At 75.1% G+C, this 14,007-nt stretch carries 13 protein-coding genes; 7 read left to right on the top strand and 6 right to left on the bottom strand.

The annotated features are described in order from the left end of the window. Positions 1-176: 176 nt before the first annotated feature. Positions 177-569, bottom strand: coding sequence for an ankyrin repeat domain-containing protein (locus ACWD3O_RS11420; protein ID WP_451415717.1), 393 nt, complete (start codon positions 567-569; stop codon positions 177-179). Between the two features lie 501 nt (positions 570-1,070). Here ACWD3O_RS11420 and ACWD3O_RS11425 point away from each other — a divergent pair. Then, positions 1,071-1,265 (top strand): hypothetical protein, encoded by a 195-nt coding sequence (locus tag ACWD3O_RS11425; protein WP_451415718.1) that lies wholly within the window; start codon positions 1,071-1,073, stop codon positions 1,263-1,265. 67 nt (positions 1,266-1,332) lie between these two features. Next, positions 1,333-3,027, top strand: a complete 1,695-nt coding sequence (locus ACWD3O_RS11430) for a hypothetical protein (RefSeq protein ID WP_451415719.1) — start codon at positions 1,333-1,335, stop codon at positions 3,025-3,027. Between the two features lie 501 nt (positions 3,028-3,528). Here ACWD3O_RS11430 and ACWD3O_RS11435 read toward each other — a convergent pair. Next, the gene (locus tag ACWD3O_RS11435) at positions 3,529-5,031 is read right to left on the bottom strand and encodes an SCO1417 family MocR-like transcription factor (protein WP_451415720.1); all 1,503 of its coding nucleotides are present in this window, start codon (positions 5,029-5,031) and stop codon (positions 3,529-3,531) included. A gap of 97 nt (positions 5,032-5,128) precedes the next feature. Between ACWD3O_RS11435 and yczE the strand changes: the two genes are divergently transcribed. From yczE to ACWD3O_RS11455, 4 genes are all read left to right on the top strand, one after another. Continuing rightward, positions 5,129-5,782, top strand: a complete 654-nt coding sequence (gene yczE / locus ACWD3O_RS11440) for a membrane protein YczE (RefSeq protein ID WP_451413985.1) — start codon at positions 5,129-5,131, stop codon at positions 5,780-5,782. After that, complete coding sequence (locus ACWD3O_RS11445; protein ID WP_451413986.1) at positions 5,779-6,549, top strand: glycerophosphodiester phosphodiesterase; 771 nt, start codon at positions 5,779-5,781, stop codon at positions 6,547-6,549. Before yczE ends, ACWD3O_RS11445 begins: the two co-directional genes overlap by 4 nt. Positions 6,550-6,585: 36 nt before the next feature. Next, complete coding sequence (locus ACWD3O_RS11450; RefSeq protein ID WP_451415721.1) at positions 6,586-7,938, top strand: MFS transporter; 1,353 nt, start codon at positions 6,586-6,588, stop codon at positions 7,936-7,938. A gap of 265 nt (positions 7,939-8,203) precedes the next feature. Then, entirely contained in the window at positions 8,204-8,581 is a 378-nt protein-coding gene (locus ACWD3O_RS11455; protein ID WP_108957122.1) for an RNA polymerase-binding protein RbpA, read from the top strand. Positions 8,582-8,743: 162 nt separating this feature from the next. Here the strand turns inward: ACWD3O_RS11455 and fxsA are convergent, their stop codons facing one another. The 4 genes from fxsA to ACWD3O_RS11475 all read right to left on the bottom strand — a co-directional run bounded on the left by fxsA (position 8,744) and on the right by ACWD3O_RS11475 (position 13,148). Continuing rightward, entirely contained in the window at positions 8,744-9,355 is a 612-nt protein-coding gene (gene fxsA / locus ACWD3O_RS11460; RefSeq protein WP_451415722.1) for an FxsA family membrane protein, read from the bottom strand. Positions 9,356-9,381: 26 nt separating this feature from the next. Next, the gene (locus tag ACWD3O_RS11465; protein WP_451410892.1) at positions 9,382-10,176 is read right to left on the bottom strand and encodes a polyprenol monophosphomannose synthase; all 795 of its coding nucleotides are present in this window, start codon (positions 10,174-10,176) and stop codon (positions 9,382-9,384) included. A gap of 848 nt (positions 10,177-11,024) precedes the next feature. Continuing rightward, a complete protein-coding gene (locus ACWD3O_RS11470; RefSeq protein WP_451410893.1) occupies positions 11,025-12,644 on the bottom strand; it encodes an amidohydrolase in 1,620 nt (539 codons plus the stop codon). A gap of 63 nt (positions 12,645-12,707) precedes the next feature. Further along, positions 12,708-13,148, bottom strand: a complete 441-nt coding sequence (locus tag ACWD3O_RS11475; RefSeq protein ID WP_356134105.1) for an Lrp/AsnC family transcriptional regulator — start codon at positions 13,146-13,148, stop codon at positions 12,708-12,710. A gap of 232 nt (positions 13,149-13,380) precedes the next feature. Between ACWD3O_RS11475 and ACWD3O_RS11480 the strand changes: the two genes are divergently transcribed. Continuing rightward, positions 13,381-13,821, top strand: coding sequence for a hypothetical protein (locus ACWD3O_RS11480; protein WP_451410894.1), 441 nt, complete (start codon positions 13,381-13,383; stop codon positions 13,819-13,821). Positions 13,822-14,007 lie beyond the last annotated feature (186 nt).

The following is a 14,007-nucleotide window of genomic DNA, read 5'->3' on the forward strand; positions in this document are numbered from 1 at the left end:
CGCGGTTCGGCAACTCCTGCCCAACCGTCGCGTCCGTAAATCACCCCGCCATCATGACGCGCGGGTTCGTCGCCTGGCGACCGGATTTCGGCACGGCCGTCCGGAGCGTCCCCCCGTGCCCGCCCGGCGGACGGTCGGACGTCGTCCGAGGTCAGCGGGGCGAGGAGGGTCAAAAGTCAGGCGGTGCCGAAGAGTTCGAGCACCTCGGCGCGGCCGAACATGCGGGCCGTGTCGACGGCCGAGGGCGTCCCGGCGGCGGGGTCGGCGCCGCCCTCCAGCAGGGCCCTGACCACGTCCGTCTCCCCCTTGAAGACGGCGCCCGCGAGCGCCGTCTGGCCGCGGTCGTTGACCCGGTCCACCTGTGCGCCGCGGGCCAGCAGGGCGCGGACCGTGTCCGCGTGGCCGTGGTAGGCGGCGAGCATCACCAGGCAGTCGCCGCGGTCGTTGGTGAGGTCGGCCGGAACGCCCGCGTCGAGGTACGCGGCGAGCTCCTCGGTCTCGCCCTTGCGCGCCATCGCGAAGATCCTGGTCGCGAGTTCGACGACCTCGGGGTCGGGGGCTTCACTCATCGCCCGGTCCGCCTCTCTCCTCGTGCGGTGGTCCCGTGCACCGCGCCTGCTTCTCGCCGCTGCCCGCCGGCCTCGCGTGGACGGCCGGGGCCCGGCTCCGCCGCGCGTGACCGGCTCCGGTCCGGGGGCGGGCGTCCGGGTGACCGGACTCCGCAGAGCCTACGGCGTGCGGGTGAACCGCCGGACCGGGGTCCGGCCGGGGCGGCCCCGCGGGGGGCGTGCGCACCGGATCACACGCCCCACCGTACGAGTGAATCGACGACATGCCGGAGATCGCTGCCCGGCCCCCGGGGCGCGGACGGTGAGGATCGTCGGCGTCCACCCGCCCCGGCGCGGCACCGGCCGTACGCCACCGGGCACCCCGAATCCGCCACGACACCTCGACCAACTGGCGGAAATGTGCGGGGAATCACCCAGTTGCACCTTTTGTCGTATGGATACATGCTGTGATCCTGGAACAACTCGTGGTGACTGTCCCCACCCGAACACCAGGAGATCCCCATGATCCTGTCCATCTCCGGCGTCGTACTCTTCGGCATCGTCGTCTTCCTGTTCTTCAGGAAGGACGGCCTCAAGGCCTCGCACGCCGTCGTCTCGGTCCTCTTCGGTTTCTACCTGTCCAGCACGGCCATCGCGCCGAGCATCAAGGCCGGCGGCGAGAGCCTGGCGAGCCTGCTGGGCGGGCTGAAGTTCTGACCGTCGGCGGATCCGGCCGCCTTCCCACCCGCAACCACCCCGCAGCACGGCATTCAGGAGACCTCACGTGGCCCGGCGTCCCCTCCCCCACATCCTGCGCAACGGCGGCGGAAGCATCGTCCGCGGGCGGGAGGTGGCCCGGACGGCGGCCGCCGGCGCCACGGACGTCCTGCATCCTCTGATCACGGTGGCCCGCGGGCTGGGGCGCCTGGCCGTCGGGGCCCGGCGGAAGTGGTCGGGCACCCCGAAGGACCGGCGCGGTCCCCTGCTGTTCCTGGTGGCGTCCGTGCTCCTGGTGGTCGTGCTGACGCCCTACGGGCCCGTCACGGCGGCCGCCGCACTGATGGCGGCGGCCGCGTGGACGGGCCGTGACGGCTCTTCCCGGCGGCCCGCCGGGGCCCCGGACGAGGAGCAGGCCGAGCGCCTGCGGACGCTCTACGAGGCACTGGTCCCCTACTTCTCCGCGGCCGAGGACCCGGCGCCCCTGTACGCGCACGGCGGGGAGTGGCAGGGGCCCTTCGAGGTGCACGAGTTCGACGACACCGGCCGGGTCTCCCGGCTGGTGCTGCGCTATCCCGCCTACTTCACCGACGGCGAGGCCGAGGCCCGCGCCCGCGTCGAGCAGTTGCTGCACGCCAAGGCCGGCCGGGGCCGCGAGTACCGCTTCGTCTGGGACGAGGAGGCGAACCGGCTCACCCTGGAGGTGCTGCCCCCGCTCCCCGCGGACATCACGGCGCAGTCGTTCGTCACGGCGCCGGGTGAGACGGTCCTCGGTTTCACGGACTCCACCGAGGTCCCGCGGACGCTGCCGCTGGGCGAGGGCGAGGAGGGGCGGGACGTGCCGCCGGTGGTGTGGCGCACCGGCGCCCGCTCCACCGAGCCGCACCTGCTGGTCCTGGGCTCCCCGGGCACCGGCACGTCGACGCTGCTGCGGAGCGTGGCACTGCAGGCGCTGCGCCACGGGGACGTGCTGATCGTGGACGGCGGCGCCGCCGGGGAATACGCCTGCCTGACCGGACGCAACGGCGTCGTCGCGGTGGAGTGCTCCCCGGCGGGAGCGCGCGCCTCGCTCGAGTGGGCCGCGCGGGAGACGGAGCGGCGGCTGATCGCGGCCAACCGGGCCCGGCAGTCCGGGCTCCCGGTGCCGGAGGACACCCGGCGGCCGCTGTGGATCGTGGTGGACCGTCCGGCCGCGCTGGGCCACCTGGCGGCGGCGGAGGGCGGGGGCGATCCCCAGGCGCTGCTCCAGGTGCCGCTGCGGCACGGGCGGGCGGCCCAGGTGACGGTGGTCGTGGCGGAGCACCTGGAGAGCGCGGAGGCCCTGAGCAAGGCGGTCCGGCAGCACACCAGGGCGCGGGTGCTGCTCGGGCCCGCGACGGTGGCGCAGCTGACGGCGGTGCTGGGCGCGGCGCCCCGGACGACGCCGCCGACGCTGGTGCCGCCCGGCCGGGGCTACGCGCGGCTGGGCGCGGGGCCCGTGCTGCGGGTGCAGGTGCCGGCGACGCCCGACCCGTACGACGAGGCGGCCGAGGAGACCCACCGCAGCGCCGTCCTGGAGCTGCTGCCGCCCCGCGCGGCGGGCGCGTCGCCGGCCGCGGCGGCTGCCGCCCCCTCCGACGACGGCGTCAACGAGCTGGCGGAGCCCCCGGAGGTCGCGGGTGTGCCCGCGGTGGACATCGTGAAGGACCCCAGGTCCCTGGACGAGCCGGGCATCCCCACCGAGGTGACGGAACCCGCGACCCCGGCCCGCGCGGAGCTCTAGCCGCCCCTCGGGCCGGGCACCCGAGCGGCCCTGCGCGCTCCCGAACCCGCGGCGGCCGTTCCCTCGGCCCGGGCCGGGGGAAGGGTCGGCGAGGCGACGGACGTGCGGGGGAACCGGCCCCCTGCCCCCCAGCACCCCCAACACGCAGCCGCAGCCCCGTAGCCCCGCGACCGTCGGCCCGGCGCCCCGCTCCGCCGCCCCACGCCCCAGCAGCCCCGCGACCACGGCCCGGCGCCCCCGATCCGCAGCCCCGCAGCCCCGCGACCGTCGGCCTCGCAGCCCCGCGACCGACGGCCCGGCGCCCCGTCCGCCGCCCCACGGCCCCCGCAACGGCCCGGCGCCCCGATCCGCAACCCCGCCGGCCCCGCCGCAGCCGCAGCCGCAGCCGCAGCCGACGGCATGGTGACCCCGTGCCCCTGGCGGACCCTCGCCCCAGGTGACCGCGACCCGCACATCCCCGCCCGCGGCCCGGCGGACCCCCGCCCGGGCCCAGGAAAGCCGTCAGGCGACGAAGGTGCGCGGCGGCTCCGCGCCGAGGGGGGTGCCGGACTCGACCAGGCGGGCCGCGGCGGCCAGCCGGGACGCCGCCTCGTCGGCCAGCGCGCCGCCCACGGTGAACGGCAGCCGGACGTAGCCCTCGAACGCCCCGTCCACCCCGAAGCGGGGGCCGGAGGGCACCCGGACGCCGACCCGCTCGCCGGCCACGGCGATCCGCGACCCGGACAGCCCGCCCGTGCGGACCCAGAGGGTGAGACCACCGGTCGGCACGGTGAACTCCCAGGAGGGCAGTTCCCGCCGGACCGCCGCCACCAGGGCGTCCCGGTTCTCCCGGGCCTGGGCGCGCCGCCAGGCGACGGCGTCGTCCCACTCCCCCGTGTCCATCAGCCAGGCCACCGCGAGCTGCTCCAGCACCGGTGTGCCCAGGTCGGCGTAGGCGCGGGCGGCGACCAGGGAGCGGACGATCTCGGGCGCGGCGCGCACCCAGCCGATCCGCATCCCGGCCCAGAACGCCTTGCTCGCGGAGCCGACCGTGATCACGGAGGAGCCCGCCGGGTCGAAGGCGGACATCGGCCGCGGCAGGTCGACGTCGTCGTCGAGCGGCAGTTCCCGCATGGTCTCGTCGGCGACCACGACCGTGCCCGCCGCCCGGGCGGCGTCGACCAGGAGCCGTCGGCGTTCCTCGTCGGCCAGGGCGCCCGTCGGGTTGTGGAAGTCGGCGACCACGTAGGCGAGCCGGGGCGCGGACTCGCGCAGCACCTGGCGCCAGCGGTCCATCTCCCAGCCCGAGACGCCCTCCCCCATGGCGACCGGCACCAGCCGCGCCCCCGCCTCACGGATGAGCTGCAGGATGTTGGCGTAGCTGGGCGACTCGACGGCGACCCGCTCGCCGCGACCCGCGAAGAGGTGGCAGATGGCGTCGATGGCCCCCATGGCGCCGGTGGTCACCATGATCTGTTCCGGCATGGTGGGCACGCCGAGCCGGGTGTACCGCGCGGCGATGGTGGCGCGCAGGGCGGGCAGCCCGGCCGGGTAGTCGCCGTGCGTGCTGGCGTAGGGCGGCAGTTCTCCGAGGGCGCCCTGGACGGCGCGGGTGAGCCAGGGCTCGGGCGCGTTCAGGGCGGCGGTGCCCAGGTCGATCAGGCTGCCGAGGGACTCCGGCGGGAGCGGCTCGAGGCCGCGCGCGGGCAGCGGGTTGCCCGGCGGGACGGCGGTCCAGCTGCCCGCGCCGCGCCGTGACTCCAGGAAGCCCTCGCCGCGCAGGGCCTCGTAGGCGGCGGCCACGGTGGTCCGGCTGACCGACAGCGCCAGGGCCAGCTCACGTTCCGCGGGCAGCCGGGCGGCGACGGGCACCCGCCCCTCCAGCACCAGCAGCCGGATGCCGTCGGCGAGCGCCCGGTAGGCGGGCGGCCGCCGCTGTCCCGGCCGGGCGGGACGCTCCTGCTGCTGCGAGGCGAGCTGCCGGGCGAGCTGGGCGGCTCCCACCACAGAGGTCCACCGTTGCATCGGTCCAGTCCACCTTCCCCGAATTGGCCCTGTCGGGCCGTACGACGCGAGCCACAGAGTGACACGGGTCGGTCCACCATCACCACAGGGGGTCCTCGTGCTCGCCCGACGTCTCGTCCAGCTCTATCTCGGCCTCGCTCTCTTCGGGGTCAGCACCGCGCTGCTGCTGCGCGCGGAACTCGGTCTCGAACCGTGGGGGGTGCTCAACCAGGGTGTGTCGGAGCTGACCGGCCTGACCGTGGGCGTCGTCTCCATCCTGATCGGGGCCCTGGTCCTGCTGCTCTGGATACCGCTGCGCCAGCGCCCCGGCCTCGGCACCGTCTCCAACGTCTTCGTCGTGGGCCTCACGATGGACGCCACCCTCGCCCTGGTGCCGGAGACCGGCGCGCCAGCCGCGCGCTGGTTCCTGCTCCTCGCCGGCCTGGTGCTCAACGGCGCCGCCTCGGGCCTCTACATAGCCGCCGGCTTCGGCCCGGGTCCGCGGGACGGCCTGATGACGGGGCTGCACGCCCGCACCGGCCGCTCGATCCGCCTGATGCGCACCGCGATCGAGGTCGTCGTCGTGGTGACCGGGTTCCTGCTGGGCGGCACCGTGGGTGTGGGAACGCTGCTCTACGCGCTGGCGATCGGCCCGCTGGTCCAGTTCTTCCTCCGCCTCTTCACGCCCGGCGGCCGGTCCTCCCGGGTCGTGGAGCGGGCGGCCGCCCCCCTCTCGGCACCGGAGCCGCGGGACGCCATACTGCGTCCGTGACGACGACCCGCACCCGCCACCCCTACCTGGACCACCCCGGTCCGATCCCCTTCGCCCACCGCGGCGGGGACGCCGACGGCCTGGAGAACACCGCCCTCCAGTTCCGCCGCGCCGCCGAGGCCGGCTACCGGTACATGGAGACGGACGTCCATGTCACGGCCGACGGCGTCCTGGTCGCCTTCCACGACGACACCCTGGACCGCGTCACCGACGGCACCGGCCGCATCGCCGAGCTGCCGTGGAGCGAGGTCCGGCAGGCGCGGGTGGCGGGCCGTGAGCCGGTGCCGCTCTTCTCCGAACTCCTGGAGACCTTCCCCGACTGCCGCTGGAACGTGGACGTCAAGGAGGAGGGGGCGCTGCTGCCGCTGCTGGACCTGCTGGAGCGGACGAAGGCCTGGGACCGGGTCTGCGTCGGCTCGTTCTCCGAGTCCCGGGTGGCGCGCGCCCAGCGGCTGGCGGGCCCGCGCCTGGCCACCTCGTACGGCGTCGCGGGCGTTCTCGGGCTCCGGCTGCGCTCCTGGGGTCTGCCCGTCGGACCGCGGGCCACGGCGCTCGCCGCGCAGGTCCCGGTCTCCCAGGCGGGGATCCCCGTGGTGGACCGCCGCTTCGTCCGCACCGCCCACGTCCGCGGCCTGCGGGTCCACGTCTGGACGGTCAACGATCCGGTGCTGATGCACAGGCTCCTGGACCTGGGTGTCGATGGCATCATGACCGATCACATCGACACGCTGCGCGCGGTGATGGCGGACCGGGGGGTCTGGGCCTGACCGCGCGCGGCTCCCACGGCGCGAAGCGAGGATCGGGTGGGCACCATCACTGTGGAGACCGGGGCGGCCGGAACGGCCGACGGGCGTCGACGTGAACAGCGCGGCTGGTACTTCTACGACTGGGCGTGCTCGGTCTACTCCACCAGCGTGCTCACCGTCTTCCTCGGCCCGTACCTGACCTCGGTCACCAAGGCCGCCGCCGGGGAGGACGGCCTGGTCCGCCCGCTCGGGATACCCGTGAGCGCGGGCTCGTTCTTCGCCTACACGGTCTCCCTGTCGGTGATCGTGGCCGTGGTGCTGATGCCGCTGGTCAGCGCCGTCGCGGACCGCACGGGACGGAAGAAGCCGCTGCTCGCGGTCTTCGCCTACCTGGGCGCCGCGGCCACCACCGGCATGTTCTTCCTGGACGGCGACCGCTACCTGCTGGGCGGCGCGCTGCTGATCGTCGCCAACGCCTCCCAGTCGGTGGCGGCGATGCTCTCGAACGCCTTCCTGCCCCAGATCTCCACGCCCGAGGAGCGCGACGCGGTCTCCTCCAAGGGCTGGGCGTTCGGCTACGCGGCGGGCGCGCTGATGCTGGTGCTCAACCTGGTGCTGTACACGATGCACGACTCCTTCGGCCTGTCCGAGTCGGTCGCGGTCCGCATCTGCCTCGCCTCGGCGGGCGTGTGGTGGGGTGTCTTCGCGCTGATCCCGCTGCGGCGCCTGCGCGACCGCACGGTGCCGGAGGCCGAGGCGCGGGCCTCGGCCTCCGCGCCGCGGCGCCTGCTGGAGACGCTGCGCGACATGCGCCGCCACCCGCTGACCCTGGCGTTCCTGCTCGCCTACCTGGTCTACAACGACGGCATACAGACGGTGATCTCCCAGGCGGCGATCTTCGGCTCCGAGGAGCTGGGCCTGGAGCAGACCACGCTGATCACGGCGGTGCTGCTGGTGCAGGTCCTGGCGGTGGCCGGCGCGCTGGCGCTGGGCCGGATCGCCCGGCGGCACGGCGCCAAGCGCACCGTCCTCGGCTCGCTGGCCGCCTGGACCGTGGTGGTGGGCACCGCCTACTTCATGCCGGCCGGCGACGCCGTCTGGTTCTTCGCGCTGGCGGCGGGCATCGGCCTGGTGATGGGCGGCAGCCAGGCGCTCTCCCGCTCGCTCTTCTCCCACCTGATCCCGCCGGGCAAGGAGGCCGAGTACTTCGCCGCCTACGAGATCAGCGACCGGGGCACCAGCTGGCTCGGCCCGCTGGTGTTCGGGGTGACCTATCAGCTGACCGGCAGCTACCGGGACGCCATCATCTCCCTGGTGGTCTTCTTCGCACTCGGATTCCTGCTCCTCGCTCGCATCCCTGTGCGGCGTGCCGTGGCCGAGGCGGGGAACACGGTTCCGGAGAAGCTCTGACGCTTTTGGCGGCGGGGATGGCGGGGCGGTAGTGTACGCGTTTGGCCTGCCAGCCGTACCGTTACTGCGCGACAAGGATGCCGAGACGTCGAGTGACATCTTCTGTCAGATGTGACAAACCGGGCGATGGCGGGTACAACAAGGGCGGCTACGACGGCGACGCATTGGCGCGGAACGGGAATCTTTACCGCCGACCGGACGTTGAGCCGGATGACGACGACAGCGACACCTGTCCTGTGGGCGACAAGCCCGGGAGGCACGATTCATGAGTGAGCGAGCTCTTCGCGGCACGCGCCTCGTGGTGACCAGCTACGAGACCGACCGCGGCATCGACCTGGCCCCGCGCCAGGCGGTGGAGTACGCATGCGAGAAGGGGCATCGATTCGAGATGCCCTTCTCGGTCGAGGCGGAGATCCCGCCGGAGTGGGAGTGCAAGGTCTGTGGGGCCCAGGCACTCCTTGTGGACGGCGACGGACCGGAGGAGAAGAAGGCGAAGCCGGCCCGTACCCACTGGGACATGCTCATGGAGCGCCGTACCCGTGAGGAACTCGAGGAAGTTCTCGAGGAACGTCTCGCGGTGCTGCGGTCCGGAGCGATGAACATCGCCGTTCATCCGCGCGACACGCGCCGCAAGTCGGCGTAGCCACCGCGTTCCAGCGTCGCGACCCGCGCAACACGGCCGCGGGCGCCGCACGTGATCTTCACGTACGGCGCCCGCGGCCGTGTTCGTTTGTCCGCCAGTTCGCCTTTTTGTCCGCGGAGGTGTGCGGAGGCGCCCTGCCGCGCCGGTGTGGCGCGGCAGGGCTCAGGGCACCAGCGGCGGGCGGGGTTCCTGGCCGTCGCGGCCGGCGGCGGGTTCGTCGCGGACGACCTCACCGGGGACGACCTTGCCGTCGGGCCGGTGGATGCGGGCCTGCTGGAACAGGCCCTCCATCTCGGTGGCCGCCCGGGCCAGCCTGCGCTCCACGGTCCGCTCCAGGGCGCCCCGCACCGTGCGCTGGACCGGCGGCACGAGGAGCAGCAGCCCCAGCACGTCGGTGATCATGCCCGGGACGATCAGCAGGATGCCGCCCAGCATGGTGAACCCGTTACCCTCGTTCTCCGAGGGGCCGGGCTCCTGACCGGTCCCGCGCCCGCGGACCGCGGCGTCCAGCGAGCGGAAGGCACGCCGTCCGGCCCGCTTCACCACCGCGCTGCCCAGCAGCAGACCGGCGACCAGCAGCAGGAACACCGTGAATCCGCCGGCCGCGTCGGCGACCAGCGTCAGCAGCCAGATCTCCAGCACCAGCCACGCGGCCACTCCGAGGGGCACCGCGGTCCAGGCCCGCGAGCGGGGTCGGCGGGCCCGGCGGGAGGAGTCGGTGGAACCGGAGGAGCCGGAGGGCGGAGGGAAGGAGCGCTGAGGGCCGGTCGTCATGTCTCCAGTGTGCCTGGTGACCTCGCTCAGCCGCGCCGGGGCCGCCCGAGGACCCGGCCGGCCCGCTCCGTCACGCCCCAGGCGGTGACCCGCCACAGCGCCTCGACGAGGATGTCCCGGCTCATCTTGGAGTCGCCGTGCTCCCGCTCGACGAAGGTGATCGGCACCTCGACCACGTGGTAGCCGGCCTTCACGGCCCGCCGGGCCAGGTCCACCTGGAAGCAGTACCCCTGGGAGGCCACGTCGGCCAGGCCCAGCCCCTCCAGCGTGGCCCGGCGGAAGGCGCGGAAGCCGCCGGTGACGTCGCGGATCGGGACGTCCAGCAGGACGCGGGAGTAGAGGCTGCCGCCGCGGGAGATGAACTCGCGGGTCCGCGGCCAGTTGACGACCCGGCCGCCGGGCACCCAGCGGGAGCCGAGCACCAGGTCGGCGCCCTTGAGGGCGGTCAGCAGCCGGGGCAGTTCCTCGGGCTGGTGGGAGCCGTCGGCGTCCATCTCGATCAGGACGTCGAAGCCGTGCTCCATGCCCCAGCGGAAGCCGGCCAGGTAGGCGGCGCCCAGCCCTTCCTTGCCCTTGCGGTGCAGGACCTGCACGTGGCCGTCCTCGGCCGCCAGCTCGTCGGCGATCTTGCCGGTCCCGTCGGGGCTGTTGTCGTCGGCGACGAGGACGTACGCCTCGGGGACGGCGGCCCGGACGCGGCGGACGATGGGCGCGACGTTGTCGGCCTCGTTGTAGGTGGGGATGATCACCAAGGCCTTGCCGAGCGGGCCGAACCGTCTTTCCTGGCCGCCCGCAGCGGGGGCCCCGAGGCCGTCGTTCACTGCTGCCCTTCCGTTTCCGCGCCGTCGTCCGCGCGGAGGCGGGCGCCGTGCACAGCCGAGTCCGTACGCAGGGGACCACCTTAGTGCGGAGGCCTCCCGGCGGACACGGCGACGCGGCGTGCACCGTCCGGACGGCCGCGTGGTCCGGGTGAGCGCGGGGCCCCGGGTCCGCGGGGACGGGGCCGGACCTCGGCGACCACGCGGGCGGCGGCAGCGGGACCGCGAAGACCGCACGGGCAGGGCCCCGGAGGCGGCACGTGGCCCAGGGCCCCGGAGGCCGCACGTGGCCCAGGGCCCCCCGAGGCGGCGCGTGCCGCACGCACGGACCCGGAGGCGGCGCGCGGCGCGGGGACCCACAGGCGGCGCGCGGCGCGGGGACCCGGAGGCGGCGCGCGGCGCGGGGACCCGCAGGCGGCGCGTGGCGGGGCCGGTGGGGTGGCGGAGGGGCCGCCAGGCGGGGGCCGGTGCCCTTCGGGCCGGCCCGGGATCCGCCGGCTGCGGATCCGCCGAAGGCCGTTGTCTGTTGAGCGCCGGCACCCCGCCCTGGTCTCACCTGCCGACCGGCCACGACCTCCCTCGGGCGTCACGGCCGCTGGGCCTGGCACAGCGGGCCGGTGCGCCGCCCCGGCGCACCGGCCCGACCCAGCGACGGCACCGCGAGTGCGCGGAGGCTCCCGGTCGGGCGTCCGGTGGTGGACCCGGCCGAACCTACCCGCCGCCCGCCGCGCCCTGTCAAACCCGGGCCCGAGGACCCCGGAGGGCGTCCGGAAGAACGGTTCTTCCCGCCCGCCCGCGCACACCGCGCCGCGGACGGCCCGGGCGCCCGGGAGGACGCCCGGTGCCAGAGATCACTCGCCCGGCCGTACGAAGACCGTCTCGCCGCCCACCACGGTGCGCAGGCAGACCGGGAGTTCGCCGCCCGGCGTGAGGTCGGGCAGGCCGGGGGTGCCGGAGCGCGGGTCGGTGGACCAGCGGGCCACCCGGTCGTCGGGGGCCTGCACGATCAGCTCCCCCGTGCGCCAGACCGCGTAGTCGGCGGGGGCGCCCGGGACCAGCACCCCGGCGTCGTCCCGGCCGACGGCCCGCCAGCCGCCGCGGGTGTGGGCGGTGAAGGCCGCGCGGACCGAGACGCGGTGCTCGGGGGTGCGGTGGAAGGCGGCGGCCCGCACGGTGCCCCACGGGTCGAGCGGGGTGACCGGGCTGTCGGAGCCGAAGGCCAGCGGCACCCCCGCGCGCAGCAGGGCGGCGAACGGGTTGAGGGTGCGGGCCCGCTCCACGCCGAGGCGCTGGGCGTACATGCCGTCCTCGCCGCCCCAGAAGGCGTCGAAGGCGGGCTGCACGGAGGCGGTGAGGCCGAGTTCGGCGAAGGCGGCGATCGTCGCCTCCGTCAGCATCTCGGCGTGCTCGACGCGGTGCCGGGCGGCGCGGATCCGGGCCAGGCCGACCTTCTCGGCGGCGGCGCGGACGCCCTCGACCACGGCGGTGACGGCGGCGTCGCCGATGGCGTGGAAGCCGGCCTGGAGGCCCGCCTCGGTGCAGGCGGCCACGTGCGCGGCGACGGCGGCGGCGTCCAGGTAGGGGGTGCCGCTGTGGCCGGCGTCGGCGTAGGCGTCGTGCAGGCAGGCGGTGTGGGAGCCGAGGGAGCCGTCGGCGAACAGGTCGCCGGCCGCGCCGTGGGCGCCGAGCTCGCGGGCCTTGGCGACGTCCTGCTCCGCCCAGTAGCCGACCACGCGGGGGCCGGGCTCCTCGGCGGCGAGGCGGAGGAGGCCGGTGAAGTCGTCCTCGGAGGAGATGGTCGGTCCGCCGCACTCGTGGACCGTCCCGATGCCGACGGAGGCGGCGTGGGCCAGGGCGGCCCGCTGGGCCTCGGCGCGCTGGGCGGGGGTGACGGCGTCGAAGGCGGCGGCGCGGACCGCGTGGTGGGCGTCGCCGGTGAGCGGCCGGTCCGCCGCGAAGCCGGTCGCCGAGGTGACGCCGGGGACCAGGTCGAGCAGCGCGGTGGTCACCACGGCGGAGTGGACGTCCACCCGGGAGAGGTACAGCGGGCGGCCGCCGGTGGCCTCGTCCAGCTCGGCGCGGGCCGGCGGGCGGCCGCCGGGCCAGCGGGCGGCGTCCCAGCCGTGGCCGAGCAGCACCCGGTCGGCGGGGCGGGAGGCGGCGAAGGCGCGGATCCGGGCGAGCGCCTCCTCCAGGGAGGGGCAGCCGGAGAGGTCCAGGCCGGTGAGGGCGAACCCGGTGCCGGTGGTGTGCACGTGGGCGTCGGTGAACGCCGGGGTGACCAGGGCGCCCTCCAGGTCGACGACCTCGTCGACCCCGTCCGCGAAGGCGTCGGCGGCGCCCTCGGAGCCGACCCAGGCGACATGGCCGTGCTCGACGACCATGGCGGTGGCGAAGGGGTCGGCGGGGCTGTGGACCTCACCTCCGCGCAGCAGCACGGTGCGGGAGGTCGGGGCGGTGCCATTACTCATGGCACCAGTGTCCCGCCCCGCGGCAACGCCCCGCGCACGGGGGTGCGGCGGGCGCGGAGGGGGTCAGAGGCGGGGCGGGCGGCTCTCGTAGGGGGTGGAGAGGACCACGGTGGTGCGGGTGGAGACGCCGGCCAGGGCGCGCACCCGGGCGAGCAGTTCCTCCAGCTCGTGGGGCGTGGCCACGCGCACCTTGAGGATGTAGTTCTCGTCCCCGGCCACGCTGTGGCAGGCCTCGATCTCGGGCACGCCGGCCAGCCGGTCGGCGATGTCGTCGGGGGCGCTGGGGTCGAAGGGCTTCACCGAGATGAACGCGGTCAGCGGCAGCCCCACCGCCTCGGCGTCGACGACCGCCGCGTAGCCGCGGATGACGCCGCGCTGCTCGAGCCGGCGCACCCGCTGGTGCACCGCCGAGGTGGACAGGCCCGTGGCCTTGCCCAGGTCGGTGTAGCTCATCCGCCCGTCCTCGACGAGCAGTCGCACGATCTCTCGGTCCAGCGCCTCCATGCGGAAAACGTACAGGGCGGGAGATCGTCCGGCCCATACGCGTCCACGGGTCGGTCGTCCGGAGGGGCGCGACCGGCGCGCATGGGGCGTTTGCGCATGAGTATGTGATGAAGGACACACTTCCTGACCCCGCTCCATGATGTTCACGTGATTACCTGCCCGGGGTGCAGGGAAATGCTTGCTGTGGTCGAGGCCGCAGAGCCTCAGGCCCAGCCCGAGGGGGAGTTACCCGATGCACAGTCTTCAGCGCCCTGGCCGCTCCGCGTCCAGGAAGTTCCAGCAGGTCGTCGAGCCCGAGCCGGAGGGCGTCGAACCGGACGCCGACGACGAGTTCGACGCCTACGACACCTTCGAGATGTACCGCGTGGTGTGCCCGGACTGCGCGCAGCCCATCGCCCTCCTGGCGGACGAGGACGTCCTGCCGGAGCACGCGCTGTGCGCCTCGCCGTGGAACCCGTTCGGGCTCACCGTGTGCGCCGGGACCGGCCGGAACGCCGCGGACGCCGAGCCGGCCGACGCGGGCACGGACCTCCAGGAGCAGGAGACGGGCCTGCTGCTCACGCTGCCCGCCGGGCTGGACTGGCGGACGCAGCCCTTCTCGCACGTCGGCGGTCCGGGATCGCGCCCCATGCGCGCCCCCATCACCCGCCGCGAGATGCGCCGCGCCGCCTGAGGCGCCCGAACTGATGCGCTGACGCCCGGCGGGGTGACGTGTCGCCGCCCCGGGCGTTCTCCCGGTATGACCGCAACCTCTTCGGCCGTCGCCCGACGGCGACGCGTGTTCGTCCCGGGCCCGGTGGAGGCGCCGGCGGTGCCGGCGCCCGCGTCCGAGGACCCGCCCATCTACCGCGACCTGATG

Source organism: Streptomyces sp. NPDC002640 (assembly GCF_053592575.1).